Genomic DNA, 25,035 nt, shown 5'->3' with positions numbered 1-25,035 from the left:
CGCAAACCATGTGGGAGCGAGCCTGCTCGCGATGGCGATAAATCAGTCACTGCAACTCTTCAAGTCTTACATCTGCGTCGCCATCCCCTCCACATTCATCGCCGCCTGGCGCAAGGCCTCGGAGCGAGTCGGGTGTGGATGGCAGGTCAGGGCGATGTCTTCGGCCGAGGCGCTGAACTCCATGGCCACGCAATACTCGCCAATCATTTCACTGACGCTCGGGCCAACCAGATGCACGCCGAGGACTTCGTCCGTGCGTTCATCGGCCAGCACTTTGGCGAAGCCTTCGGTCTCGTGGTTGATCTTCGCCCGGCTGTTGGCGGTAAAGGGAAACTTGCCGACCTTGTACGCCCGACCTTCAGCCTTGAGCTGCTCTTCGGTTTTGCCGACGCTGGCCAGCTCCGGTTTGGTGTAGACCACACTGGGGATCAGGTTGTAATTGACCTCGCCAGCCTTGCCGACCATCTGCTCGACGCAGGCCATGGCTTCGTCCTCGGCCTTGTGGGCGAGCATGGGGCCGGAGGTCACGTCACCAATCACCCAGACCCCGACGGCTTCGGTGCGATGCCCCTTGTTGGCGAGCATGCCGCGCTTGTCCGTGGCAAGGCCGACGTTCTCCAGGCCCAGGCCCTGTGTATAGGGTCGGCGCCCGATGGCCACCAGCACGTAATCGGCTTCAAGCAATTCGGCGGCACCGCCTGCGGCAGGCTCGATGCTGAGCTGCACGCCGGTGGCGGAGGTGGTGGCGCTGGTCACTTTTGAACTCAACTTGAAACTCAAGCCTTGTTTGCTCAGGGAGCGCTGCAGGGTTTTGCCGGCTTCGATGTCCACGCCTGGGCAGATCCGGTCGAGAAACTCGACCACCGTTACCTGTGCCCCAAGGCGTCGCCAGACCGAACCCAGCTCCAGGCCGATCACGCCAGCGCCGATCACCACCAGATGCTTGGGCACCTCGGTCAGCGCCAGGGCACCGGTGGAGTCGAGGATGCGTTTGTTATCGATATCCACGCCGGGCAGGGGAGTGGGCTCGGAACCGGTGGCGATGATGATGTCCCTGGCACTTAGTTCGGTCTTGCCGCCGGCGCTATCGGTCACCGTGACTTTGCCCGGCCCGTCGATGTGGCCCCATCCTCTGATCCAGTCGACCTTGTTCTTACGGAAAAGAAACTCGATGCCCTTGGTCAGCCCGGTAACGCTTTCATCCTTTTGCTTCATCATCTGGTTGAGGTTGAGCACGGGTTTGACTTCGATCCCCAGATTGGCGAATTCCGCGCCCTTGGCCGCGTCGTACAGTTCGGAGGCATGCAGCAACGCCTTGGATGGCATGCAACCGACGTTCAGGCAGGTGCCGCCAAGTGTGGCGCGTCCTTCCACGCAGGCAGCTTTCAGACCCAGTTGTCCGGCGCGGATCGCCGCGTTGTAACCGCCGGGGCCACCGCCGAGTATCACGACGTCATAAGTGCTCATGGATGTACTCCTGGATCGAATGGGGAAGGGATGGGTAAAAGTAGTTCCTGAGTAAAATTACGAACGTAATATGTGCGTTCTGTCGCATTTCGGTCAAGGCTTCAGCCAAGTGACAGGTTGGGCATCTTTAGATAGCGCGCTCGAGTACGAAAATTTCACCATTTTCGTTATATCGTAACGAATTGCCATGCAAGCGAAGACACTCTGGGGTGGTATGCAAGTCGATCTCGATGTTGATGAAACGCCGTTAGCCGGGTTGCCGCGCTTTCAGCAGGCGTTCATTCAAGGGCGGCGCTTGCGCCAGTTCGCCATCGGTGCGGGCGTGCTCGCGACGCTAGGTGTGCTGCTGGCGTTTTTTGCCGGGCTGTTTTCCTCGCAAACACTGTGGCCGGCGTTGCTGCTGAACCTGAGCATGGCGTTTGTCGTGTTGATGGCGGGTTTGCAATCGGCCTGGTGGGTGGCCCAGTGGCGTGCTCGCGCCATGAACCCCGTGGGGAAGGTGATTGCTGTCGACGAATCTGTCGCGCCTTCGGGGTGGTATGAGCGTTTGCTGGACCGGATCAGCCTGCAATCGCAGCACCTGCTCGGGCAAATCGGCGCGCCAACGCTGTGGCTTGGTGGCTGGGGATTGTTGGCGGTATTGGGCGTCGAACAGGCCTGGAACCTCACATTGCCCCCGGCAGCACTGGGGCTGGCAGCTACTGTCGGGGCAGCGTGCTTCTTGCTGTTGGCGTTCGGCCTGTTGGTGATGGAGCGTCATCTGGCGCAGGAAAACACCGCGCAATGGCCTGAAGCCGCTACGTTGGCGCAATTGATCCGTGTGGTGATCATCAGCTTGGCGCTCGGTGCTTTTTGCCTGTTGTTTGCCGATGAAACCTCGGTATGGCCCGTACGCCTGGCGGTGTTGATTGGACTGCTGCCGGGGCTGGTGGCGGCAGAACTGTTGCTGCGCGCGGTGTTGTCATTGTTCAGCCCGCGCCGTGAACGTCTTGAGCCAGAGCTACTGGCGCGCAGTTTTATCGCTGACATGTTGCGCTGGCCGCCACAGCCATTGCTGGCGTTGCAGCACGAATTGCATAACCGCTTCGGCATCGATCTGCGGCAGATCTGGGCCTTCAGTTACATGCGTCGGGCCTTCCTGCCGGTGTTGGCGGTGGTTGCACTTGTTGGCTGGTCGCTGACGGGCATTCACGAAATTGCCCTGCAAGAGCGTGGCATCTATGAACGATTCGGTAAGCCAGTGGAGGTGTTTGGCCCAGGTTTGCATATGGGGTTGCCTTGGCCATTGGGCCGGGTGTTGAGCGTCGAGAATGGCGTGGTACACGAGTTGGCCACCAGTGTTGGCGAAACCACGGCCACTGCTCAGGCGGACCCCGCTGAAGGCCCGGCCCCGGCAGTTGCCAATCGTCTGTGGGACGCCAGCCATGTGAACGACAAGTCCCAGGTGATCGCCAGCAGCCGAGCCGACAAGCAGAGCTTTCAGATCGTCAACATGGACGTACGCTTCGTCTATCGCATTGGTCTGAGCGATGAGGCGGCGTTGGCTGCGACCTATAACAGTGCCGATGTACCGATGATGATTCGCAGCACCGCCAGCCGAATCCTGGTTCACGACTTCGCCTCGCGCACTCTCGACGGATTGCTTGGCGAGGACAGGGTAGGGCTGGCTGAAGAGATCGGCCGCGCGGTTCAGGCGGACCTGCAAAAACTCGACAGCGGCGTGGAAATTCTCGCCACGGTGGTCGAGGCGATTCACCCTCCGGCCGGTGCAGCCAATGCCTATCACGGCGTGCAAGCGGCGCAGATTGGCGCGCAAGCCTTGATCGCCCGTGAACGTGGCGCCGCTGCCGAAGCTACCAATCAGGCGCAGTTGCAGGCCAGCATCGCCCGCGATCAGGCGACGGCCAGCGCCCGCGAAATCAATGCCGGCGCCCAGGCAGCGGACCTGAAATTCAACGCCGAACAAAAAGCCTATGCCAGCGCCGGTCAGGCCTTTGTGCTGGAACAGTATTTCAGTCAGTTGTCCCAGGGTTTGGCCAATGCCAAGTTGCTGGTTCTCGATCATCGTCTGGGTGGCAGCAGCAATGCGCCGACCATCGACCTCCGTACGTTCACGCTGCCGGTTGACCCTGCGCCGTCGCGTAAAACCGCTCAGCCAGGAGCTGCCAATTGAGCCAGTCCCATACTCACGATCACGATGACCACGCCGGCCACGATCACGGCCATGGCGGGCACCATCACCACGGCCATCATCATCACGGCGATCCGCAGGAGGCCGGTCCATTCCCATGGCGTCGGATGGGGTGGGCGGCATTGCTGGTGGCGTTTGCGGTCGCTGCCGCGAGCCTGGTGCAGGTGCGCTCGGGTGAGGCCACGGTGATCACGCGCTTCGGCAACCCCTCACTGGTCTTGCTGGAGCCGGGACTGGGCTGGCGCTGGCCGGCACCGTTCGAAGCAGCGATCCCTGTGGATCTGCGGTTGCGTACCACGTCCAGCGGTTTGCAGGATGTCGGCACACGGGACGGTCTACGCATCATCGTTCAGGCCTATGTGGCGTGGCAGGTGCAGGGCGATCCGGACAATGTGCAACGTTTCATGCGGGCGGTGCAGAACCAGCCCGATGAAGCCGCGCGGCAGATTCGCACCTTTGTCGGCTCCGCGCTGGAAACCACCGCCAGCAGTTTTGATCTGGCGAACCTGGTCAATACAGATGCCAGCCAGGTACGCATCGCCGATTTCGAAACACAACTGCGCAAGCAAATAGATCAGCAGTTGCTCACCACTTATGGTGTGCGCGTGTTGCAGGTCGGTATCGAGCGATTGACGCTGCCTTCGGTGACGCTCACCGCGACAGTCGACCGGATGCGTGCCGAGCGCGAAACCATCGCTACTGAGCGCACGGCCATCGGCAAGCGTGAAGCCGCGCAAATTCGTTCCGCCGCCGAGCGTGATGCGCGAATTGTGCAGGCCGATGCCACAGTGAAAGCAGCAGATATCGAAGCGCAATCGCGCGTCGAAGCGGCGCAGATTTATGGCCGCGCCTACGCGCAATCGCCGCAGCTCTACAACCTGCTGCGCTCGCTCGACACCTTGGGCACGGTGGTGACGCCAGGAACCAAGCTGATTCTGCGTACCGACGCCGCACCGTTCCGGGTCTTGGTTGACGGTCCGCCGAGCCTCGACAACAAGTCCGGATCGCAGCCATGAGTTTGGTTCCACGTGGAACAAATGAGTTGAGCAGCCCCTGGATTCAGGCCGGGCGCTTGGCGTTTCTCGCCCTCTACGCGGTGACGGTGTTGGCGGCGTTGGCGTGGGCGTTTTCCAATGTGCGGCAGATTGATCCGCAGAATCGCGCAGTGGTTTTGCATTTCGGCGCGCTGGATCGCATTCAGAATGCCGGGCTGTTATTGGCCTGGCCACAACCGTTCGAGCAGGTGATTTTGTTGCCGGCGGCGGATCGGGTGATCGAGCGCCGAGTGGAAGGCTTGTTGCGCAGTGGTGCCGCGATGCAGGCAGATCGCGTGGCCAGTTTTGCCACGCCCATCAGCGATGCCCTCGCAGGCTCCGGCTATCTGTTAACGGGTGATGCCGGTGTGGTGCAACTGGATGTGCGGGTTTTCTACAAAGTCACCGAGCCCTATACGTTCGTGCTTCAGGGCGAACACGTGTTGCCGGCACTGGATCGTCTGGTGACCCGCAGTGCGGTCGCGCTCACGGCCGCACGGGATCTGGACACTATCCTGGTCGCTCGCCCGGAATTGATCGGCGCTGATAGCCAGGCGGCGGAACGGCGCGAGCGCTTGCGTGGCGATCTGGTGCAGGGCATCAATCAACGGCTGGCCGAACTCACCGCAACGGGGCAGGGCTTGGGGATCGAAGTGGCGCGGGTCGATGTGCAATCGAGTCTGCCCAGCCCTGCGGTGAACGCTTTCAACGCGGTACTGACGGCCAGCCAGCAAGCCGATAAGGCCGTCGCCAATGCGCGCACCGAAGCCGAGAAGTTGACGCAGACCGCCAACGAGCAAGCCGACCGTACGCTACAAGTGGCCCATGCCCAGGCGAGCGAACGACTGGCCAAAGCCTCGGCAGATACCGCCACAGTATTGAGCCTGGCCAAGGCTCAGCAGCAGGGGACTGACCCGCAAATGTTGCTGCGCATTTATCGCGAGCGGATGCCGAAGATCCTCGGCCAGGCCGGCTCCGTCACGACGGTCGACCCTAAAGACGATTCCCGCCTGATCATTCAGGGAGCTGCACAATGACCGCTCAAACCGCCGCCGTACCGAGCCTGTTGTCATCGGCCGAACAGCGCCGCGCCGCGCGCCAGTTGACCCTGGCCATGCTCGCGTTGGGCCTGCTCGCGCTGGGCTTGATCTGGCGTTGGCTGGCGCCGGAGCAGACTGGTGTCAGTCAACTGCTGCTGGGTTTTGCTTCGTTGCTGGTCGCCGTTCCGGTCATGCGTTCAGCCTGGTACAGCCTGCGTTATCCAAGCCTGCACGGCATCACCGATCAATTGATCGCCCTGGCCATGCTGGGTGCCTGGGCCACCGGGGATCTGCTGACGGCGGCCCTGTTGCCGATCATCATGATCTTTGGCCACGTGCTGGAAGAGCGTAGCGTGATCGGTTCCCAGGAGGCGATTCACGCCCTCGGCAAACTGACCCGCAGCCACGCGCGCAAGGTTCAGGCGGACGGCTCCATCATCGAAGTCGACAACGGCACGCTCAAGGCGGGCGACCTGGTCGAGGTCCGCGCCGGGGATAGGGTGCCCGCGGATGGCCGGGTGTTGTCCGGCCAGGCCAGCCTGGACACCGCCTCCATTACCGGCGAATCGGTACCGATGGAGGCGGGCGTCGGCATGTCGGTGTTCGGCGGCGCGATCAACCTCGACGGTCTGCTACGGATCGAAGTGACCCGCACCGGCCAGGAATCGACCCTCGGAAAAGTCATCGCCCTGATGCAAAACGCCGAGCGCTCGAAACCGCCGATCACTCGTCTGCTGGAGCGTTACGCGGGCAGCTATATGGTGCTGGTGTTGCTGCTGGCGGCGGTGACCTGGTTCATCACCAACAACGCTCAAGCGATGCTCGCGTTGTTGGTGGCGGCCTGTCCTTGTGCGCTGGTGTTGTCGGCGCCGGCCACGGCGATTGCCGGGGTGGCGGTAGCGGCACGCCACGGGATTCTGATTCGCAGTTCTGCGTTCCTTGAAGAGTTGGCGGACCTGACTTCGCTGGTGGTCGACAAGACCGGGACGCTGACCTTCGGCACCTTGCGCCTGCAATCCATTGACAGTCCGCTTGAGGATCGCAGCCATGTCCTGAAACTGGCTGCCAGCCTAGGTTCGGCCAGCAGTCACCCGGTCAGCCGTGCGCTGGCGGGGTTGGTGACCCAGGAGCATTTCCTGCTGCTTACTGACATCCATGAGCGCCAGGGCCTGGGCGTGGTGGCGATGACCGGGCAGGGCGAAGCGGCGCTCGGCCGGCCGGAGCTGTTCGCGCAACTGGGCATCAGTACAACGGAGGTTCCCGATCACGATGGTCCGATTGCCGGGTTGGCGCTCAACGGTGAATTTCTCGCCTGGCTGTTGTTGGCCGACAGCGTCAAACCCGAGGCGCAATTTGCCTTGGGTGAGTTGCGCGACCTCGGGTTGGGTCGCCAGTTGTTGCTCACCGGTGACCGGCACAGCGTCGCACAAACGCTCGCCCGGGATGTCGGGATCAGTGATGTCGAAGCGCAGGCCCTGCCCGAAGACAAACTGAAGCGTGTGCTCAAGGAAATCGACAGCGGTTTCCGGCCGATGGTGGTCGGCGATGGGATCAACGATTCCCTGGCCCTCAAGGCTGGCGTGGTGGGTGTCGCCATGGGCGCGGGCGGTGCGGACATCGCCCTGGCATCGGCGGATATCGTGCTGATCGGCAGTGACCTGCGCCGCCTCGGTACTTGCGTGCGCCTGAGTCGTCAGTGCCGCCAAACGTTACAGGTGAATGTGATCATCGGGCTAGGCTGGACCCTGGCGATCGTGGCCTTCGCCGCGTTCGGCTGGCTTGGCGCTGCCGGGGCGATGATTGCGGCGTTGCTGCACAACCTCAGCACCTTGCTGGTGTTGGGCAATGCCGGTCGTTTGCTGCGGTTCCAGGAGCCACTGCTCAAGCTCAAGGATGAAGCCTGAAGGCGAATGCTCTAAACCGGGCAATCACGGTGGGCTTCAACTTTTTAGAACTGTGCGCCCGGTTCGTAGTCTTTGAAGATGAGGGCACATCATTTTGTGCGTTCGCGGCGGCCGGTTCTGGCGTCGCGAATCATTGAAAACGGCTATTAATTCGATAGCCAGCTATTTTTCAAAGATGGTCTACCCTCTGTTTAGACGTCTGAAACAAGGGGGCTTCTCCATGCTCGCGCATCTTCCACCGGCCTTACAGAATCTGCAATTGCCGCTTCGCCTGAGACTCTGGGATGGCCATGAATTCAATCTGGGGCCGACGCCCAGTGTCACGATTGTGGTCAAGGACCCACAAATGGTCACCCAGTTTACCCATCCAAGCCTGGACGCCCTTGGTGCTGCATTTGTCGAAGGCAAACTTGAGCTTGAAGGCTCCATCAGCGATGTGATCCGCGTCTGCGATGAATGGAGCCAGGCGTTGCTGGATGAAGACGACGACAATCAGCCGGTTCGTAACGCCCACGACAAAGAGATGGACGCCAAGGCGATTTCCTACCACTACGACCTTTCCAACGCGTTCTATCAGCTGTGGCTCGACAGCGACATGGCGTATTCCTGCGCTTACTTTGAGACCGGCAGCGAAAGCCTCGAGCAGGCCCAACAAGCCAAGTTCCGTCATTTGTGTCGCAAGCTGCGCCTGCAGCCCGGCGAGTATCTGCTGGATGTGGGTTGTGGTTGGGGCGGATTGGCGCGTTTTGCTGCGCGAGAATTTGGCGCGAAAGTGTTCGGTATCACCCTCAGCAAGGAGCAGTTGGCCCTGGCCCGGGAGCGCGTAAAAGCGGAGGGCCTGGAGGACCTGGTCGAACTGCAACTGCTCGACTATCGCGATCTGCCGCAGGATGGCCGTTTCGACAAGGTTGTCAGCGTCGGCATGTTCGAACACGTCGGCCACGCCAATCTTGCCGAGTACTGCAAGACCCTGTTCGGTGCGGTGAAAGACGGTGGCCTGGTGATGAACCACGGGATCACCGCCAAATACACCGATGGCCGTCCGGTGGGACGCGGTGCCGGTGAATTCATTGGAAAATATGTGTTCCCCAACGGCGAGCTGCCGCACCTGTCGATGATCTCTGCCGAGATCAGTGAGGCAGGGCTGGAAATCGTCGACGTCGAGAGCTTGCGTCTGCACTACGCACGTACGCTCGATCACTGGAGCGAACGCCTGGAGGACAACCTCGAAGCGGCCTCTAGACTCGTACCGGAACAAGCCCTGCGTATCTGGCGGTTGTACCTGGCCGGTTGCGCTTACGCCTTTGCCCGGGGCTGGATCAACCTGCATCAGATTCTCGCGGTGAAGGCCCACGCCGATGGCAGTCATGAACTGCCATGGACCCGTGACGATATCTACCTCTAGAGAACCGGCGAAATAAGCCGGGCGACCCGCATGCCGACCTGCTGCAGGCGGTGAGTCTCCCGGCCTTCTCCTTTGGCGATTTCGTGGGCGTTGGCGAAATCATCGTTGAGCATCTGTTCCACCTCTGCGGCAAAGGCGCTGTCGACGGTCAGCAACATCACTTCGAAATTCAGCCGGAACGAACGGTTGTCCAGATTGGCGCTGCCGATGGCGCTGATTTCGTAGTCGATCAACACCACTTTCTGGTGCAGGAAACCGGGCTCGTAACGGAACACCCGAACACCGGCGCGCACGGCTTCGAAGGCGTAGAGGCTGGAGGCGGCGTAGACGATTCGATGGTCGGGTCGAGACGGCAACAGCAGCCGCACATCCACACCCCGCAGGACCGCCAGACGCAACGCTGCGAATACGGCTTCATCGGGGATGAAGTACGGGCTGGTGATCCAGATCCGTTCCGTCGCTGCATGGATCGCTTCGACAAAGAACAGAGAACAGGTTTCGTAGGCGTCTGCCGGCCCGCTGGCGAGCAACTGGCACAGCACGCCGTCTTCCGGATAAACCTCGGGCAGGATCAGTGGCGGCAGGGCATGAGCCACCCAGAACCAGTCTTCAGCGAAAGACTCCTGCATGCACGCCACCACTGGCCCGCGCACTTGCACGTGGGTATCGCGCCAAGGGGCCAGGGGCGGTTTCTCGCCCATGTATTCATCACCGACGTTGTGCCCGCCAACGAAGCCGAGAATGCCGTCCACCACCACAATTTTGCGATGGTTACGGAAGTTCACCTGAAAGCGATTGAACCAGCCATTACGGGGGCCAAAAGCCTTGACCTCGACCCCGCCATCACGCAAGGCCTGCACGTAGCCGTTGGGTAGGGAATGGCTGCCGATTCGGTCATACAACAGATAGATCGCTACGCCTTCGGCGGCTTTCTTCAACAGCAAAGTCTGCAGGCGTTGACCGAGACGGTCGTCGTGGACGATGAAAAACTGGATCAGCACGGCCTCTTTCGCCTGGCCGATGGCATCGAAAATGGCCTCGAACGTCGACTGGCCGTTGATCAGCAACCGCATCTGGTTATTGGCCAGGCAGGGCATGTGTCCGAGCTTGGGCATCGCTCTGAGTGAGGCGTAGGCAGACGAAGCGCGGGCGGTGAGGGCTTCTTCTACCCAGGGTCGCCAGTTGAGTTCGGAAACAGCCTTGCGCATCTCGTCGTTGGCCTGCCGCCGGGCCTTGATGTAGCCATCAAAGGTGCTGCGGCCGAACATCAGGTAAGGGATCAGCGTCAGGTAAGGGATGAAAAACAGCGACAGGGCCCAGGCGATCGAGCCTTGGGCGGTACGGACGGTCAACACGGCGTGTATGGCCGCAATCATGCCCAGCGAGTGCAACAGGGCGATGGTATAACCGAAAATATGTGGTCCGAAGTAATCCATGGGGGCTGCCTTGCTCCTGAAGATTCAGTGCCTAACAGACCATGTTCCGTGCAGAATGTCGCTAATTAATTCGACCATGAACCGAAGCCCGCGGCTGACGTCTAACGGCCACTACTGATCAGGAGTTACTCGATGAACGTTCGTCTGCTGGGTTTGGCCATGGCACTGGGTTTGGCACTTCCTGTGGCCGCTCACGCGCAAATGCTGCAACCAGGATTGTGGGAGCTGACCACGAGCAACATGAAGGTCGACGAGCAGAATATGCCGGACCTGCAATTGATCCTCGGCCAGATCCAGAACCAGATGACCCCCGAGCAACGTGCGCAGCTGGAAAAGCAGGGCATCACCATGGGCGGCAAAGGGATCCGGGCGTGCCTGACCCCTGAACAGGTCAAGACCGACGACATTCCGCTGACCGATCCGCAGTCGGGCTGCAAACAGGAAATCACCGACCGCTCCGGCAATCAGTGGAAATTCCGTTTCAGCTGCCCGAAAGCCCAGGGAGCCGGCGTGGCGACGTTCCTCAGTGATCGCGAATTCACCACCAAGGTCAACGGGACGTTCAACGCCACCGGCATTCAGCAGAAGGGCAGCCTCGAATCCCGCGCCGTCTGGTTGGGGCAGGATTGTGGCACGGTGAAGCCAAGAGCTTAAAAAGCTTCGCGAGCAGGCTCGCTCCCACATTGGTTATGTGTCGAACACAAATCCCCTGTGGGAGCGAGCCTGCTCGCGAAAGCGTCCGTTCAGCCGCCCTGAATCCCCGGCCGACTTAACCACTCACACGCCGCCTCGACAGCCATCCGGCCAAAATCCTCCCCCGTGCGACTGCGCACACTGACGAACCCCCCAGCCTGTTCCATTTCGCCAACCACGACCAGGAACGGCACGGTCTGGCTGTGCTGGCGAATCTTGTAGCGGACCTTTTCGTTTCGCAGGTCGGCCTTTGCATGCACGCCTTTTTGGCGCAAGGACTCGGTCACCGCTTGTGCATAAGTCGCCTGGCGTTCATCCATGCTCACGACGACCACATGGGGTGGAACGCGCCAGTGTTGCAGCTCCTGATGGCTGGACCAGCAGGTGCCGTAGATCCGTTGTTGCAACGTGCCGCTGATGTGATCGAGGGCAAACGCCTGCAAGACTTTGGTGGTTGGGACGTGCGGTCCATGGCTCTGGTACTCGGCGTCCCCCAGACGGTACAGCGACACGGCTTCGCGCGCCGGCCGACGACGGATCGAGTGATTGGTTGCTGCCAATGACTGCATGCGCGCTTCGATTAGAGGCAGGTCTGCGGGGGTCAGCGGTTGCTCGACTGCAAACTCGTAATAGAAACCGTCACCCAGTTCCTTTCCCGCACGCAATTGCGCATGAGGGTGGAGTTGCTTGACCGCCATGGCCAGCATCAATGCACAGGAGCGACGCAGGATCTCCAGGCCGTCCGGCTCCCGGGGGGTGACAATGCTGACCCGGGCATCCGCCTCGATCAGGTATTCGCAGTCCACCAGTACACCATTGACCCTTCCCGCGACGGCCGCGATGGCCAGTTCGGGGCCGATGCTGGCGGCCACTTCGTGCACGGACAGCGGCTGATCGTACTCACGCAATGAACCATCGGGCAGGGTGATCTGGATCATGGTCGGCGTACTCTGGTGCTTCTAACGAGCGTTATCGCATAAACCGTAGGGGTGCTTCATTAAGACGTTTGTCGTGCCAGGTAATTTGTCCTGACACGATGGCTGGTTCTGGCCGCCAGTGTGCTGATCGGTAAAATCTGTTCCGCGACCGGTTCCAGCAACGCGGGCATTGCGAATCAGCACGCTACTCATGCTCAGAACTCGTTTTGCAGGGCTTTGTAGCCGCGTACCAGGTCGACGTTGGTGCGCGCCACATCTTCGGAAAATTCCGAAGCACTGACGCTCACCGGCGGGTATTGCGAGAGGTCGGTGTTTGGGCCGATCCGCGTGGTGGAAGGTACGTAGAAAGCTTCAGGCAGGTCACGACCATCGACCACCGAGTTGTGCCGCACCACGCAACCGTCGCCGACCACGCAGTTGAACAGCACGCTGTTGAAGCCGATGAACACTCGATTGCCCACGGTGCAGGGGCCATGCACGATCGAGCGGTGGGCGATGGAACTGAACTCGCCAATGGTCACCGCCGCACCGGATTTGGAATGGATCACCACGCCGTCCTGGATGTTCGAGTTGGCGCCGATGCTGATCGGCTGCATGTCGCCCGAGTCATCGACCTCGTCAGCGCGTATCACCGCGTAGGGGCCGACGAACACGTTCTCGCCGATCACCACTTTGCCGCAGATGATTGCCGTCTTGTCGACGTAGGCCGATTCGGCAATCAGCGGTAAATCTCCAGAGGGGTTCTTGCGGATCATGGCTTGCTCAACGCGTTGTAAAGGGTGTTGAGGTTGTACTCGAACAACCCTGTGAAGGTGCTGGCCGGACCACTCGCCGCCAGGGCATCGGAGTACAGCGTGCCGCCGATCTGAGCGCCGCTTTCATCGGCGATCTGCTTGAGCAGGCGGGCGTCCTTGATGTTTTCCATGAACACCGCCTTGACCTTGGCCTGACGAATCTGGGTAATCAGTGCGGCCACTTCGGCGGCTGAAGGCTCGCGCTCGGTGGACAGGCCTTGAGGCGCCATGAACTCGATGCCGTAGGCTTGGCCGAGATAACCGAAGGCATCATGGGACGTCACGACCTTGCGGTTGCCCGGTGGCAGTGAGCCGAGTTTGGCCTTGGCTTCGGCGAGCAGGGCGTAGACCTGTTTCAGGTACAGCTGGCTGTTGCGCTCATAGTCGGCGGTGTTCGCCGGGTCAGCGGCGATCAGCGCTTTGGTGATGTTGGTGATGTACAGCTCGGTGTTCGCTAGGTTATGCCAGGCGTGCGGGTCGGGAACGGTTTCGCCGTCTTCATCCAGGCTACGGGGTATGACACCGTGGCTTGCGCTGATGACCGGCGCCCGAGTCTCCGTGCTCGTCACCAGGCGATCCAGCCAGGGCTCGAAACCCAGGCCGTTCTTGATGATGAGCCTGGCCTTGAGCAGCGCTTTGGCGTCGTCCGGTGTCGGCTCGTAGGTGTGGGCATCCGCGTCCGGGCCGACCATGTTGGTGATCTGGATATGATCCTTGCCAACCTGCCGGGTCATGTCGGCAAGGATGCTGAAGCTGGTGACCACCTGAAGTTTTTCGGCGGCAGATAGTGACATCGACACCATCAAGCTGAACAGCACAAGTAAAGCGCGCATCGGTTAACACCTCATTGGGATGTGAGCAAAGGCGGGCGGCGCAGCAAGCCGTGCACCGGCCCAAACACCACGGACAACAGATATCCACCGCCGGCCACCAGCACGATTGCCGGGCCACTGGGCAGCGAGTAATAGAATGAGATCAATAAACCGAGCCATACCGAGAGGCTGCCGAGCACTGCGGCGACGACGATCAGTATTGGCAGGCGGCGACTCCAGAAACGTGCCGCGGCGGCAGGCAACATCATCAGGCCGACTACCATCAACGCGCCGATCGCCTGGAAGCCGATGACCAGATTCAACACCACCAGCGTCAGGAATACGCCGTGGGCCAGTGGGCCGAGCCGGCTGACGGTTTGCAGAAAAAGCGGGTCGAGGGTGTCGAGCAGCAGTGGTTTGTAGATTAGTACCATGGCCATCAGGCTCAGGCCTGAGACCCAAAGCATGCCGGTCAAGGTCGGGCCGTCGACTGCCAGCGCGGAACCAAACAGCAGGTGCAACAGGTCCAGGCGTTTGCCGGCGATGCCGAGAATCAGCACGCCACCGGCCAGGGAAATCGGGTAGATCGCCGCGAGGCTGGCGTCCTCTCGCAGGCCGGTGCGTCGCGTAATCCAGGCTGCGAGGCCTGCCATGCTCAGGCCCGCGCCGAGGCCACCGATGGTCAACGCCGGGAGGCTCAACCCGGCAAACCAGAAACCTAACGCCGCACCGGGGAGGATGCCGTGGGCGACGGCATCACCGATCAGGCTCATGCGTCTGAGGATCAGAAATACCCCCAGGGGCGCCGTGCTGCATGCCAGGACCAATCCACCGAGAAGCGCTCGGCGCATGAACACGAATTCGTGGAACGGTTGCCAGAGATGCGCGGCAGCGATCATCAGGCCACCTGCGATTGAGGTTGTTGGCGGATCAGTTCGGCGCTCGGGCCGAATACACAACCGTTGCTTTTGATCAGCAATGTATGTGGGATGTGCTCGCGAACAGCGGCGAGGTCATGGCACACGACCACCAGTGTCCGGCCGTCGAGGTGCCAATCGTGTATGTGTTTCCAGAGTAATGCCTGACCGAGCTCATCGAGGGCCGCGTGGGGTTCATCGAGCAACAGCACGGGTGCGTCTGTCAGGCTCAATCGGGCGAGCAGGGCGCGTTGCAATTCGCCGCCGGAAAGGGCCATCAAGGGTCGATCTTCCAGGCCATTCAGGCACCAGTTTTCGAGGACGGTTGCCAGTCGTTGGCTACGGATTACCGGTGATTGTTTGTTGCCCCAGAAACCGGCGGCGACCAATGCCTGAAGGCTGATCGGAAATTGCCTGTCCAAGTGTTGTTGCTGGGGCAGGAACGACACACCGCCCTTGAGTGGAACATCCAGTCGAACCTTTCCGGCCAACGGTTTTTGCAAGCCGGCGATGACCTTCAGCAGGCTGCTTTTCCCGGAGCCGTTCGCACCGATGATGGCGGTCAGGCTGCCCTTCGACAGTTCGAAGTCCAGCGCTGGCGTCAGTGGCTGCCCCGGTGCGCCCCAGCGCAAGGCGTGGCAACCGATCATGCGACCTCCCAGTTGAAACGGCTTTCGGCTACGGCGTCGTGGGCGTGCAGGCTTTCGGCGTGGATCACACGAATGTGGAAGGCGTTAATGCCCGTGGAGCGCTTCAGGGCCAGATTCAAGCGGCGTGCGGCGTCCTCGCAGAACATCAGGTTCTGACCATTGGCGAGGGCGAAGGCCTGTTCGTCGGCGCGTTTTACCGCTGTTTGAACGGCTGTGCCGAGTGCGGCTTCGGCGTCATTGATGACGGCGATCAGAGGCAACTCGTCTAAAAAATCAGCCAGCCGTACGCGCAACTTTGCGCTGCTGCGTTGGCTGTGAGGTGTGGCGACGATGCCATTCGTGGAGCCGAGCCACGCTAAAACGTCGGCGTGTTGCAGTGGCTTGTTGGCGAAATCATCGACGAACTGCTGCTGAATCAACTGTCGAGAAAGAGCAGCAGAACACGGGCAGGTTGAGGAATAAGGCACCTCGATTTTTAGTTCCACGTGGAACATTGCGTTTTTTAAACGTGCTTCGATGCTGACTGGATAGCTTTTCCAGCCAGCCAATGGACTAATTAGCGCGGGCCTTTTCAGCAACAAATCGGCGTGAAGGGTCAAGTGAGCGCTGCTGGAAAGCCCTTCATGGCTCTCAAGAAAACGCTGCAAAACCCGCCGCAATAAAGCCGCTGAAAGGCTTTCCTGTTCCAACAATTCAAGTGCCAGATAGAGCCGTGACATGTGAATGCCACGCGCGTTGCCATCGTCGAGGCTCACGCCGGCATCGGCCTTTGCATTCAGTCGTTGGCCCTCAAACAAAACGGGAAGCGCAATGCCGCACATGCCCACCCACTCCAGTGGCAGGGCTTGGCGTGAGGCCTGCGCGGCGATATCCGGCAGAGTCAGCGCATTCATGAGCAGGTCCATCGTGGGAGTTGATTGGTAATGTTATAGTATTACGATCAAGTCGACGATGCCTTTTTCATGAACAGGTCTTCATCATGCACAGACGTCATTTGCCTGGCAGCAAGAGCAGAAAAACAAGCCGGCCTAACAGCCAGCGATCCGGCTGCAGGTGAACCTGGCGCTGCTTCCGCCGGAGCTGGAAAACCGGTTGATCGTGGTCCAGCCGACGCGCCGGTTGTAGCCAACCCAGGTCTCGCCGTCGGAAGCGATACCGGTGAAAAACGTAAGCTGGCCGTAGCGGCTGCTGGTCTGTGCCCAATAGCGTTTTCCGGCTACTTCGAAACCCCGCAAATAGATCGTGCTTCCGGCGGTATTGACGCTGTAGGCGTTGCCATCTGCATCCACGCAGGCCAGCAGGTTGGCGCTGCGAGTGCACTTGGCCAGGCTCGGGACCTGTGCCATCGCGTCGGCAGCCACCAGCAGGGAGAGCATGATCAATGCGGGTTTAAGGGTGTTGCGCATGGGTTTTCTCACGAGGGTCGCGGCGTTCAGCATCCTGTCGTTCGCCCTGCTGAGCAAGAGGGGATGGTTTATTTGTGTTGTTACAGTATAACATTATGTAAGCCCGACACAGCGACCGGGCATCCCTGTGAGGAATATGCAGATGTCCAATCGACTCCCCGTGACCGTTCTCTCCGGCTTTCTTGGTGCCGGAAAAAGTACACTTCTTAATTACATACTACGTAATCGCGATGGCTTGCGGGTTGCAGTCATCGTCAACGATATGAGCGAAATCAACGTCGATGGCACCGAAGTCCAGCGCGATGTCAGCCTTAATCGCGCTGAAGAACGGTTAGTGGAAATGAGTAACGGGTGTATTTGCTGTACGTTACGTGAAGATTTGCTGGAGGAAGTGAGCCAACTCGCCAGGGAGGGTCGCTTCGACTACCTGCTGATCGAGTCCACCGGTATTTCCGAACCGCTGCCGGTGGCGGAAACCTTCACCTTCCGCGATGAAAACGGCCAGAGCCTCAACGACATCGCACGTCTGGACACCATGGTCACGGTGGTCGATGGCATGAACTTCCTGCTCGATTACCAGGCTGCCGATAGCCTGGCTTCCCGAGGAGAAACACTAGGGGAGGAAGACGAACGTTCGATTACCGATCTGTTGATTGAGCAGGTCGAGTTCGCCGATGTGATTTTGCTCAGCAAGATCGACTTGATCAGCAGCCACCAGCGTGAGGAGTTGATCGCCATACTTGAACGGCTCAACGCCAGGGCGGAAATCATTGCGATGTCGATGGGTGAAATCCCCTTGAACAAGATTCTCAACACCGGTCGTTTTGACTTCGAAAAGGCTGCCCAGGCACCGGGATGGTTGCAGGAGCTGCGCGGCGAACATGTGCCGGAAACCGAAGAATACGGCATTGCTTCCAGTGCTTACCGGGCTCGCCGACCGTTCCATCCACAGCGTTTCTTCAACTTCATCGACGGTCCTTGGGACAACGGCAAACTGCTGCGCTCCAAGGGCTTTTTCTGGCTGGCGAGCAAGCACATGGATGCCGGCAGCTGGTCTCAGGCCGGTGGTTTGATGCGCTACGGCTTCGCCGGACGCTGGTGGCGTTTCGTACCGAAAAACCAATGGCCGCAAGACGAAGAAAGTACCGCCGGGATCATGAAAAACTGGACCGCTGACAGCGGGGACTGTCGTCAGGAACTGGTTTTCATCGGCCAGAACATCGACTTCACGCAGCTTGCGGCCGAGCTGGACGCATGCCTGCTGACCGATGAGGAAATGGCGCTGGGCGTAGAGGGCTGGCATTTGCTGCCTGATCCATTCGGCCCTTGGTACGAAGAGGCTGCCTGATCCTCTGCTGGCGCTTCAGGGCCTGATCCAGGCGCCTTGGTTCTGGGCCTCGCAGTACGGCTGCAAATACGCCGCGTCGGTGGCAACGCCGTAATAGTGAATATCCTGTCGGTAGGGCATATTGGCGACTTGGGCGTTGCTGCAGATACCAAATGCGCCACCGGGACATTGATCGACATACTGCACATCGACGTTCTGCCCAGCCAGGTTCGGTTGGCAGAAACCATCGGCGAAGAGTTTTGGCGGGATGTTGCGGTTCTGCTGGCAAACCTGGACATCAAGCCGCTCGCCTTGGCTATGAACCACACAAGCCTGGGCCAGCGCTTCGCCTGAAACGAGTGCCAGGAGCAATGCCAAGCCAATCAACCGCATCCATCACCTCCTCAGAAATCATCAACCATGCTGCAGAATATCCCCACTCATGTCATTGCCGGCCCCTTGGGTGCCGGCAAGACCAGCCTGATCAAGCACCTGCTGGCCCAGCGCCCGGCTGGCGAGCGGTGGGCGGTGTTGATCAACGAGTTTGGCCAGATCGGTCTCGACGCTGCGCTACTGACCCAGGACGCCGATGGTATCGCACTGGGGGAAGTGGCCGGGGGCTGCTTGTGTTGCGTCAACGGTGCGCCGTTTCAGATTGGTCTTGGGCGCTTGTTGCGCAAGGCACAACCGGATCGGCTGTTCATCGAACCCTCGGGGCTGGGGCATCCGGCGCAGTTGCTCAGGCAATTGAGCGAAGCGCCGTGGCAAGGCGTGTTGGCTGTCCAGCCTTGTGTGCTGGTGTTGGATGCCCAGTCGCTCGCCGCGGGCAAACCGCTGCCGGATGTTCAACAGCAAGCGCTGGGCCATGCGGGATTATTACTGTTGAACAAGTCTGAAGGGCTCGAAGAAGAAAGCCGCCAGCGAATCACCGGGCAATTGCCGCCGCTCCCCCTGCACTGGACGCAGCAGGCGGCTTTACCCTTGAGCGAGTTGCCGGGGCTGAATGCCAAAGCGCTGGCAGGTGTGGATAACTTCGTCTTGCCCAAGGGATTGGCGCAGCTGCCGGCGGTCTGGAGTGATCCCGCGTTGCCCATTTGCTTGAGTCAGGAACAGGACGGAGGCTGGAGCATCGGATGGCGTTGGCACCCAAGCCAGGTGTTTGATGCCGCTCTGGTTGGCCGGTGGCTTGACTGCCTTGGCTGGAAGCGGGCGAAGCTGGTTATCCACAGCGCCCACGGGTGGGTCTCGGCGAACGCTGTGGATAACTCGGTGCTGGACTGGCAGCCCAGTGAATGGCGGCAGGATTCGCGTATCGAGCTGATTTTCAGTGAAACGCAGAATGCAGAACGACTGCAGCGTGAGCTGGCAGCATGTCGATCCGGATCGGGTTAATGACTCAAGGTCGCCACTTGGTGTGTTCCTGACGCCACTGGCTCAGCTCGATCACTTCAGCGCGAGGTTTCGCCACTTCGACCACCGGTTCGGTTTCGTCGAACGGGACCGGGTAGGGCGCCAGCTCAATCTGTGCGCTGTGAGCGCCGAACTGGGTGATGGTACCGTTGTGGCGGGTTTCGCCCGTCACGGTGAACTCGAAGTTATACACACGGGCCAGGCGTCGCCGACCACTGGCATCCCTGATGAATGCGATTCTTTTCAAGGCCACGTTGCCGTCGAGCAATTCGATCCCGAGTTTGCCGCAATGCTGCTTGACCCGCTCCAGCGCGCGCTCGCGCAAGCCGTGGTTGTGCCATAGCCATGCGCCGGCAGTGGCGAACAGCATCAGCACGAATATATTTCCAAGGGTCAGCATCAACAGGGTGCTCCAACAAGATAGTGTCAGCTTAACTGTGTCGCTGGTCTGTCGTACAGGCTGCGTTTAGTCGCATACTGCGCGGCTAGAATTTCAATCGTTTTACGGAAATCCACCGCATGAAACGTACACCGCATTTGCTCGCTATCCAGTCCCACGTGGTATTCGGTCACGCCGGCAACAGTGCCGCGGTTTTCCCGATGCAACGGGTCGGGGTGAATGTCTGGCCGCTCAACACCGTGCAGTTCTCCAATCACACCCAGTACGGTCAGTGGGCCGGTGAAGTGTTGGCGCCGCACCAGATACCTGACCTGGTCGAGGGCATCGCGGCGATTGGCGAGCTGGGCAACTGCGATGCGGTGCTCTCCGGTTACCTCGGCAGTGCGGCCCAGGGCCGGGCGATCCTGACGGGGGTGGAGCGGATCAAGTCGATGAACCCCAAGGCGCTGTACCTGTGTGACCCGGTCATGGGGCATCCGGAGAAGGGCTGCAGTGTTCCGGCGGAGGTCAGTGATTTTCTGCTGGAGGAGGCCGCCGCCGTGGCGGACTTCATGTGCCCGAACCAGCTGGAGCTGGACAGCTTCTCCGGACGCAAGCCGCAATCGCTGTTCGATTGCCTGGCAATGGCGCGTGCATTGCTGGTGCGCGGTCCGAAAGCGGTGCTGGTCAAGCATCTGGACTACCCAGGCAAGTCTGCTGAGGTCTTCGAGATGCTGCTGGTGACGGCCGAAGGCAGCTGGCATTTGCAGCGCCCGTTGCTGGCGTTCCCGCGTCAGCCGGTGGGCGTGGGCGATCTGACGTCCGGCCTGTTCCTGGCGCGTGTGCTGCTGGGCGACAGCCTGGTGGCCGCGTTCGAGTTCACGGCATCGGCGGTGCATGAAGTGCTGCTGGAAACCCAGGCTTGTGCCAGCTACGAGTTGGAACTGGTTCGGGCTCAGGACCGGATTGCCCATCCGCGGGTGCGGTTCGAGGCGACCTCGATCAGCCTTTGATTCTGCGTTGCCCCCATTCGCGAGCAGGCTCCCACATTTGATCTTCGGTATTGCATAGATCCAGTGTGGGAGCGGGCTTGCTCGCGAATGGCTATCTAACGAACACCATCAGCCTGACAGACCAGCTCAGGCGTCGCCCTTGATTTCCTGATAGCGCTTTTCCAGCTCCTGACGAATCTGCCGACGCTGCTGGGCCTGCATATAGCGGCGCTTGTCTTCGCTGTTCTGCGGTTGCAGCGGTGGTACCGATGCAGGTTTACGCTGCTCATCCACCGCGACCATGGTGAAGAAGCAACTGTTGGTATGGCGCACCGAGCGTTCGCGGATGTTCTCGGTCACCACTTTGATGCCCACCTCCAAGGAGGTGTTGCCGGTGTAGTTGACCGAGGCCAGGAAGGTCACCAGTTCGCCGACATGGATCGGCTCACGGAAAATGACCTGATCCACCGACAAGGTCACCACATAGCGGCCGGCATAACGGCTGGCGCAGGCGTAGGCCACTTCGTCGAGGTATTTGAGCAGGGTGCCGCCGTGAACATTGCCAGAGAAATTGGCCATGTCGGGGGTCATCAATACCGTCATCGACAGCTGGGCGTTTCCGGGTTCCATAGCATTCTCACGGGTCAAGGCCAGGTTTGAGGGATGCACCTCTGCGGGTGCCTCGGCGGTTTTTTTTCAAACCAACAGTTATCGGGACGCCGGGTGCCGGGTCGCCGTCACGCCGGATCGATCTGTTTCCATATATTGCACCGCCTTTCTGTCTGAAGTCGCGGTGTTACCCTGCAAAAAAGCCCCGCCTCAAGGGCATTTCCTACGTGCAATTCCGATTTTTGTTCTGCTCGATCAGACTTTTCCTGCGTCCGGGGATCGAGCAATACCACCCAGGGAGTCTCACGCCATGCATGCCATCAGTTTCATTCAGGATCTGGCAGTGATCATGTTGATCGCAGGCGTGGTCACCGTGGTCTTTCATCGCCTGAAGCAACCGGTGGTACTGGGATACATCGTCGCCGGTTTCATCATTGGCCCGCACACCCCGCCATTCGGCCTGATCCACGACGAAGAAACCATCAAGACCCTGGCCGAGCTCGGTGTGATATTCCTGATGTTCTGCCTGGGCCTGGAGTTCAGCCTGCGCAAGTTGTTCAAGGTCGGTGCCACGGCATTCATCGCGGCATTCCTGGAAATCGTGCTGATGATCTGGATCGGCTACGAGATCGGTCGCTGGTTCGACTGGAACACCATGGATTCACTGTTCCTCGGCGCGATCCTGGCGATTTCCTCGACCACCATCATCGTCAAGGCGCTCAACGATCTGAAGCTGAAGAACGAGCGGTTTGCCCAGTTGATATTCGGAGTGCTGATCGTCGAAGACATTCTGGGCATCGGCATCATCGCACTGCTGTCCAGCATCGCGGTCAGCGGTACGGTCAGCTCCGGCGAAGTGTTTTCCACGGTCGGCAAGCTGTCGCTGTTCATGATCGTCGCCTTGGTCATTGGCATCCTGATGGTGCCGCGGTTGCTGGCCTACGTCGCCAGATTCGAAAGCAACGAAATGCTGCTGATCACGGTGCTGGGCCTGTGTTTTGGCTTCTGCCTGCTAGTGGTCAAGCTTGAATACAGCATGGTCCTCGGTGCATTCCTGATCGGCGCGATCATGGCGGAATCCCGGCAACTGCTGAAAATCGAGCGTTTGATTGAACCGGTTCGCGATCTTTTCAGTGCGATTTTCTTTGTGGCCATCGGGCTGATGCTCGATCCGGCGATCCTGCTTCAGTACGCCTGGCCAATCGCGGTAATCACCGTAGCCGTGGTGCTCGGCAAGATGTTGTCCTGCGGCCTTGGTGCATTTATCGCCGGCAATGACGGACGTACCTCGCTGCGAGTCGGGATGGGTCTTTCACAGATTGGCGAATTCTCTTTCATCATCGCGGCACTGGGCATGACGTTGCAGGTCACCAGTAACTTTTTATACCCCGTGGCTGTGGCGGTTTCGGTGATCACGACCTTGCTGACGCCTTATCTGATCCGTGCGGCCGATCCATTGTCGATCAAGCTCGCCAGCGCGATGCCAGAACGCTTGGGACGAGTGCTGGGGATGTATGGCGAATGGCTGCGCAGCATCCAGCCGCAGGGTGAGGGCGCGTTACTGGCATCCATGATTCGCAGGATCTTGCTGCAGGTGGGCGTCAATCTGGCGCTAGTGATCGCGATCTTCTTCTCGGGCGCGTACTTCGCCGAACGCATGTCGGCTTACCTGCAAGGCTGGATCAGCGATCCGAGCTGGCAAAAGGCGTTGATCTGGGGCGGGGCGCTGTTGTTATCGCTGCCTTTTTTGATTGCGGCGTACCGCAAGCTAAAGGCGCTGTCGATGTTGCTCGCGGAAATGGGCGTGAAGCCGGAGATGGCCGGGCGCCACACGCAGCGAGTGCGCCGGGTGATCGCCGAAGTGATCCCGATCCTGTCGCTGCTGGTGATCTTTTTTCTGCTGGCAGCCTTGTCGGCCAGTATTCTGCCGACCAACAAGTTGCTGGTACTGATCGCCGTGGTCGCGGCCGCCGTGGCGGCGCTGTTGTGGCGCTGGTTCATTCGTGTGCATACGCGGATGCAGGTGGCGTTGCTGGAAACCCTCGACAATCACAAGGAGTCGTCCGGGCATTGACCACCCCGCGACGTTGACTGGATCAGCTTTCCAGCCAGACGTCCCGTGCCCAGTGCCAAACCGACTCCCAGGTCTCTTCGGCGATCAGTTCTTCTTCGGCCTGCCAAAGCACCACGGTGCCGTCTTCTTCGACACAATAGTAGTCATCACCGTCCTGGCAGATCGGGATCAGGCTGCGATCGACGCCGGCGTCCCAGGCGTTGGCGGCAACGTCGGGCAGGTAGGTGTGGGATTGCGGGTCGGTCACGGTGACCGGTTCCAGGCTGCCGTAGACCACATCGCTGACGGTCAGCAGAAATTCTCTGAAGACGAACGGAATGTCGATGAACAGTTGTTCTTCGATTTCGACCAGCAGGTCTTCGTCGGGCAACTCCAAGGGGACCGGTACCGGTTCGTTGGCTTCACGCAGTTGTTCGATGATTTCTTCCACGTCCGGGATCCTCTTGCTTGTATGGCGCGGTTTATATGGGGCGGTTTATACAGTAGCTTGCTATAGATGCAACCGCGAAATAGAAAACCCCGGCCTGGGCCGGGGTTTTGTTTACAACAAGTGAAACGCGGAGGGTGATCAGCCGTTCTGGCGGATACCGGCTACCAGCCAAGGCTGGTTTTCGCCCTGTGCACGTTCCATGTTCCAGCTTTCGCTGAAGACTTCGCCCTGGTCGAAACGCGAGGTTTTCGACAGGCCAGTGAAGGTCAGGGTGGCGATGGTCTTGTCGGCGCGATCGTCCACACCGTCCAGCTGTACATTGAGGTTATCGATGTAGGTGGACTGGAAGCCGTCGCCCAGGTCAGCACGTTCACGCTTGAGGAACTCCAGCATTTGCGGAGTCACGAACTCGGCGATCTTGTCCATTTCGTTGGCGTCCCAGTGCTGTTGCAGGGACTGGAAGTGATTGCGTGCCGCTTCGACGAAGTTTCCTTCGTTGAACCAGGCTGGGGCGTTGATCACCGGGCGAGCGGCAACAGGCGCTGCCGAACCACCGAAGATCGAACCGCCGGCAGGCTTTTGTTCGAACGCCTCACGTTGCATCGGCGCGTGGCCAGCCGGAGCGTACTGCTCCTGCTGCTTGCGACGACGGGCGGCGATAAAACGGAAGACCAGGAACGCAATGACGGCCATGATCAGGATGTCGAAGATCTGCATGCCCTGGAAGCCGTCACCCATGAACATGGATGCGAGCAGGCCACCGGCCGCGATACCGGCCAGTGGGCCGAGCCAGCGCGATGCGCCACCGGCCTTGGCAGCAGCGCCAGCGGCACCGGCAGCACCAGCGGTCGCCGCAGCGCCGCCCATGCCTGGAGAAGAAGGAGCCATCTGGCTGGTCTGGTGAGTCGGCGCAGCGCCTGCGCTTTTGCCACCACCGAAGCGCTTGGCGGCATTGACGTCGAGACTCATCGTCAGGCCGATGCACAACGCCATGGCGATGCTAAGAAAACGTTTCATAAAGGGAATTCCCATTTGTGGAAGGCACGCGCGCCATGTTGCACAGGTGAAGTGTTGCTGGCTAGCGGCAGAGTGTTTCGGGCTTTTGCCTGACAGGTCGTGTTCAGCTC

General features: G+C 60.1%; 24 protein-coding genes. 10 read left to right on the top strand and 14 right to left on the bottom strand.

Annotated features, from left to right (window positions below; translation table 11 throughout):
- Positions 1–66: 66 nt before the first annotated feature.
- The gene (gene lpdA, locus PSJE_RS19475; RefSeq protein WP_057712677.1) at positions 67–1,467 is read right to left on the bottom strand and encodes a dihydrolipoyl dehydrogenase; all 1,401 of its coding nucleotides are present in this window, start codon (positions 1,465–1,467) and stop codon (positions 67–69) included.
- Between the two features lie 214 nt (positions 1,468–1,681).
- Here lpdA and hflK (PSJE_RS19470) point away from each other — a divergent pair, with 214 nt between their 5' ends.
- From hflK (PSJE_RS19470) to cfaB, 5 genes are all read left to right on the top strand, one after another.
- Positions 1,682–3,640: a protease modulator HflK gene (gene hflK, locus PSJE_RS19470; protein WP_090457718.1), complete on the top strand. Its 1,959-nt coding sequence runs from the start codon at positions 1,682–1,684 to the stop codon at positions 3,638–3,640.
- Positions 3,637–4,674 (top strand): protease modulator HflC, encoded by a 1,038-nt coding sequence (hflC, locus tag PSJE_RS19465; protein WP_090452243.1) that lies wholly within the window; start codon positions 3,637–3,639, stop codon positions 4,672–4,674. Before hflK (PSJE_RS19470) ends, hflC begins: the two co-directional genes overlap by 4 nt.
- Positions 4,671–5,729 (top strand): protease modulator HflK, encoded by a 1,059-nt coding sequence (hflK, locus tag PSJE_RS19460; RefSeq protein ID WP_090452241.1) that lies wholly within the window; start codon positions 4,671–4,673, stop codon positions 5,727–5,729. The genes hflC and hflK (PSJE_RS19460) overlap by 4 nt, the downstream gene beginning before the upstream one ends.
- Positions 5,726–7,636 (top strand): cation-translocating P-type ATPase, encoded by a 1,911-nt coding sequence (locus PSJE_RS19455; protein WP_090452239.1) that lies wholly within the window; start codon positions 5,726–5,728, stop codon positions 7,634–7,636. The genes hflK (PSJE_RS19460) and PSJE_RS19455 overlap by 4 nt, the downstream gene beginning before the upstream one ends.
- Before the next feature lie 220 nt (positions 7,637–7,856).
- On the top strand, positions 7,857–9,041 hold the full coding sequence (gene cfaB, locus PSJE_RS19450) for a C17 cyclopropane fatty acid synthase CfaB (RefSeq protein WP_090452237.1): 1,185 nt from the start codon (positions 7,857–7,859) through the stop codon (positions 9,039–9,041).
- Here cfaB and cls read toward each other — a convergent pair.
- A complete protein-coding gene (cls, locus tag PSJE_RS19445; RefSeq protein WP_093999533.1) occupies positions 9,038–10,477 on the bottom strand; it encodes a cardiolipin synthase in 1,440 nt (479 codons plus the stop codon). The two genes, cfaB and cls, sit on opposite strands and share 4 nt — an antisense overlap.
- A 132-nt stretch (positions 10,478–10,609) precedes the next feature.
- Here cls and PSJE_RS19440 point away from each other — a divergent pair, with 132 nt between their 5' ends.
- Positions 10,610–11,131, top strand: a complete 522-nt coding sequence (locus PSJE_RS19440) for a DUF3617 domain-containing protein (RefSeq protein WP_090452235.1) — start codon at positions 10,610–10,612, stop codon at positions 11,129–11,131.
- 89 nt (positions 11,132–11,220) lie between these two features.
- Here PSJE_RS19440 and PSJE_RS19435 read toward each other — a convergent pair whose 3' ends face one another.
- The 7 genes from PSJE_RS19435 to PSJE_RS19405 all read right to left on the bottom strand — a co-directional run bounded on the left by PSJE_RS19435 (position 11,221) and on the right by PSJE_RS19405 (position 16,687).
- Positions 11,221–12,108, bottom strand: a complete 888-nt coding sequence (locus PSJE_RS19435; RefSeq protein ID WP_057712684.1) for a His/Gly/Thr/Pro-type tRNA ligase C-terminal domain-containing protein — start codon at positions 12,106–12,108, stop codon at positions 11,221–11,223.
- A gap of 194 nt (positions 12,109–12,302) precedes the next feature.
- Positions 12,303–12,863, bottom strand: coding sequence for a gamma carbonic anhydrase family protein (locus tag PSJE_RS19430; RefSeq protein WP_090452234.1), 561 nt, complete (start codon positions 12,861–12,863; stop codon positions 12,303–12,305).
- Positions 12,860–13,735: a metal ABC transporter substrate-binding protein gene (locus tag PSJE_RS19425; RefSeq protein WP_057712686.1), complete on the bottom strand. Its 876-nt coding sequence runs from the start codon at positions 13,733–13,735 to the stop codon at positions 12,860–12,862. Before PSJE_RS19425 ends, PSJE_RS19430 begins: the two co-directional genes overlap by 4 nt.
- 11 nt (positions 13,736–13,746) lie before the next feature.
- Entirely contained in the window at positions 13,747–14,613 is an 867-nt protein-coding gene (locus PSJE_RS19420; protein WP_090452232.1) for a metal ABC transporter permease, read from the bottom strand.
- Positions 14,613–15,281 carry a metal ABC transporter ATP-binding protein gene (locus PSJE_RS19415; RefSeq protein ID WP_057712688.1) on the bottom strand — a complete coding sequence of 223 codons (669 nt, stop codon included), beginning with the start codon at positions 15,279–15,281 and terminating at the stop codon, positions 14,613–14,615. Before PSJE_RS19415 ends, PSJE_RS19420 begins: the two co-directional genes overlap by 1 nt.
- Positions 15,278–16,174 (bottom strand): GTP cyclohydrolase FolE2, encoded by an 897-nt coding sequence (gene folE2 / locus PSJE_RS19410; protein WP_090457716.1) that lies wholly within the window; start codon positions 16,172–16,174, stop codon positions 15,278–15,280. The genes PSJE_RS19415 and folE2 overlap by 4 nt, the downstream gene beginning before the upstream one ends.
- A 135-nt stretch (positions 16,175–16,309) precedes the next feature.
- On the bottom strand, positions 16,310–16,687 hold the full coding sequence (locus tag PSJE_RS19405; protein WP_090452230.1) for a glutamine synthetase: 378 nt from the start codon (positions 16,685–16,687) through the stop codon (positions 16,310–16,312).
- 142 nt (positions 16,688–16,829) lie between these two features.
- Here PSJE_RS19405 and zigA point away from each other — a divergent pair, with 142 nt between their 5' ends.
- Positions 16,830–18,035: a zinc metallochaperone GTPase ZigA gene (gene zigA, locus PSJE_RS19400; protein ID WP_090452228.1), complete on the top strand. Its 1,206-nt coding sequence runs from the start codon at positions 16,830–16,832 to the stop codon at positions 18,033–18,035.
- Between the two features lie 15 nt (positions 18,036–18,050).
- Here the strand turns inward: zigA and PSJE_RS19395 are convergent, their stop codons facing one another.
- Positions 18,051–18,407, bottom strand: a complete 357-nt coding sequence (locus PSJE_RS19395; protein WP_090452227.1) for an NADH:ubiquinone oxidoreductase — start codon at positions 18,405–18,407, stop codon at positions 18,051–18,053.
- 27 nt (positions 18,408–18,434) lie between these two features.
- Here PSJE_RS19395 and PSJE_RS19390 point away from each other — a divergent pair, with 27 nt between their 5' ends.
- Complete coding sequence (locus PSJE_RS19390; RefSeq protein ID WP_090452225.1) at positions 18,435–19,406, top strand: CobW family GTP-binding protein; 972 nt, start codon at positions 18,435–18,437, stop codon at positions 19,404–19,406.
- 4 nt (positions 19,407–19,410) lie between these two features.
- Here the strand turns inward: PSJE_RS19390 and PSJE_RS19385 are convergent, their stop codons facing one another.
- Positions 19,411–19,824, bottom strand: a complete 414-nt coding sequence (locus PSJE_RS19385; protein ID WP_057712694.1) for a DUF3301 domain-containing protein — start codon at positions 19,822–19,824, stop codon at positions 19,411–19,413.
- Between the two features lie 119 nt (positions 19,825–19,943).
- Here PSJE_RS19385 and pdxY point away from each other — a divergent pair, with 119 nt between their 5' ends.
- Positions 19,944–20,816, top strand: a complete 873-nt coding sequence (gene pdxY, locus PSJE_RS19380) for a pyridoxal kinase PdxY (protein WP_057712695.1) — start codon at positions 19,944–19,946, stop codon at positions 20,814–20,816.
- 126 nt (positions 20,817–20,942) lie between these two features.
- Here pdxY and PSJE_RS19375 read toward each other — a convergent pair whose 3' ends face one another.
- Complete coding sequence (locus tag PSJE_RS19375; RefSeq protein ID WP_090452223.1) at positions 20,943–21,425, bottom strand: acyl-CoA thioesterase; 483 nt, start codon at positions 21,423–21,425, stop codon at positions 20,943–20,945.
- Between the two features lie 289 nt (positions 21,426–21,714).
- Between PSJE_RS19375 and PSJE_RS19370 the strand changes: the two genes are divergently transcribed.
- Complete coding sequence (locus PSJE_RS19370) at positions 21,715–23,478, top strand: cation:proton antiporter (protein WP_057712697.1); 1,764 nt, start codon at positions 21,715–21,717, stop codon at positions 23,476–23,478.
- 22 nt (positions 23,479–23,500) lie between these two features.
- Here PSJE_RS19370 and PSJE_RS19365 read toward each other — a convergent pair whose 3' ends face one another.
- Positions 23,501–23,908, bottom strand: a complete 408-nt coding sequence (locus PSJE_RS19365; RefSeq protein WP_003187120.1) for an SMI1/KNR4 family protein — start codon at positions 23,906–23,908, stop codon at positions 23,501–23,503.
- A 138-nt stretch (positions 23,909–24,046) separates the two neighbouring features.
- Positions 24,047–24,925 carry a Tim44 domain-containing protein gene (locus PSJE_RS19360; protein ID WP_057712698.1) on the bottom strand — a complete coding sequence of 293 codons (879 nt, stop codon included), beginning with the start codon at positions 24,923–24,925 and terminating at the stop codon, positions 24,047–24,049.
- Between the last annotated feature and the right edge of the window lie 110 nt (positions 24,926–25,035).

It is taken from the genome of Pseudomonas jessenii, assembly GCF_002236115.1.
Taxonomy (GTDB): domain Bacteria; phylum Pseudomonadota; class Gammaproteobacteria; order Pseudomonadales; family Pseudomonadaceae; genus Aquipseudomonas; species Aquipseudomonas jessenii.
This window is presented reverse-complemented; position numbering and strand designations above follow the sequence as displayed.

Bases quoted from the DNA above. Each gene is read 5' to 3' on its own strand.
- hflK (WP_090452241.1), top strand. From the start codon at position 4,671: ATGAGTTTGGTTCCACGTGGAACAAATGAGTTGAGCAGCCCCTGGATT.
- zigA (WP_090452228.1), top strand. From the start codon at position 16,830: ATGTCCAATCGACTCCCCGTGACCGTTCTCTCCGGCTTTCTTGGTGCC.
- PSJE_RS19395 (WP_090452227.1), bottom strand. From the start codon at position 18,407: ATGCGGTTGATTGGCTTGGCATTGCTCCTGGCACTCGTTTCAGGCGAA.
- PSJE_RS19425 (WP_057712686.1), bottom strand. From the start codon at position 13,735: ATGCGCGCTTTACTTGTGCTGTTCAGCTTGATGGTGTCGATGTCACTA.
- cls (WP_093999533.1), bottom strand. From the start codon at position 10,477: ATGGATTACTTCGGACCACATATTTTCGGTTATACCATCGCCCTGTTG.
- PSJE_RS19455 (WP_090452239.1), top strand. From the start codon at position 5,726: ATGACCGCTCAAACCGCCGCCGTACCGAGCCTGTTGTCATCGGCCGAA.
- hflK (WP_090457718.1), top strand. From the start codon at position 1,682: ATGCAAGTCGATCTCGATGTTGATGAAACGCCGTTAGCCGGGTTGCCG.
- folE2 (WP_090457716.1), bottom strand. From the start codon at position 16,174: ATGAATGCGCTGACTCTGCCGGATATCGCCGCGCAGGCCTCACGCCAA.
- PSJE_RS19370 (WP_057712697.1), top strand. From the start codon at position 21,715: ATGCATGCCATCAGTTTCATTCAGGATCTGGCAGTGATCATGTTGATC.
- PSJE_RS19375 (WP_090452223.1), bottom strand. From the start codon at position 21,425: ATGGAACCCGGAAACGCCCAGCTGTCGATGACGGTATTGATGACCCCC.
- pdxY (WP_057712695.1), top strand. From the start codon at position 19,944: ATGAAACGTACACCGCATTTGCTCGCTATCCAGTCCCACGTGGTATTC.
- PSJE_RS19360 (WP_057712698.1), bottom strand. From the start codon at position 24,925: ATGAAACGTTTTCTTAGCATCGCCATGGCGTTGTGCATCGGCCTGACG.
- PSJE_RS19390 (WP_090452225.1), top strand. From the start codon at position 18,435: ATGCTGCAGAATATCCCCACTCATGTCATTGCCGGCCCCTTGGGTGCC.
- PSJE_RS19435 (WP_057712684.1), bottom strand. From the start codon at position 12,108: ATGATCCAGATCACCCTGCCCGATGGTTCATTGCGTGAGTACGATCAG.
- PSJE_RS19405 (WP_090452230.1), bottom strand. From the start codon at position 16,687: ATGCGCAACACCCTTAAACCCGCATTGATCATGCTCTCCCTGCTGGTG.
- PSJE_RS19430 (WP_090452234.1), bottom strand. From the start codon at position 12,863: ATGATCCGCAAGAACCCCTCTGGAGATTTACCGCTGATTGCCGAATCG.
- PSJE_RS19420 (WP_090452232.1), bottom strand. From the start codon at position 14,613: ATGATCGCTGCCGCGCATCTCTGGCAACCGTTCCACGAATTCGTGTTC.
- PSJE_RS19415 (WP_057712688.1), bottom strand. From the start codon at position 15,281: ATGATCGGTTGCCACGCCTTGCGCTGGGGCGCACCGGGGCAGCCACTG.
- PSJE_RS19385 (WP_057712694.1), bottom strand. From the start codon at position 19,824: ATGCTGACCCTTGGAAATATATTCGTGCTGATGCTGTTCGCCACTGCC.
- PSJE_RS19440 (WP_090452235.1), top strand. From the start codon at position 10,610: ATGAACGTTCGTCTGCTGGGTTTGGCCATGGCACTGGGTTTGGCACTT.
- cfaB (WP_090452237.1), top strand. From the start codon at position 7,857: ATGCTCGCGCATCTTCCACCGGCCTTACAGAATCTGCAATTGCCGCTT.
- lpdA (WP_057712677.1), bottom strand. From the start codon at position 1,467: ATGAGCACTTATGACGTCGTGATACTCGGCGGTGGCCCCGGCGGTTAC.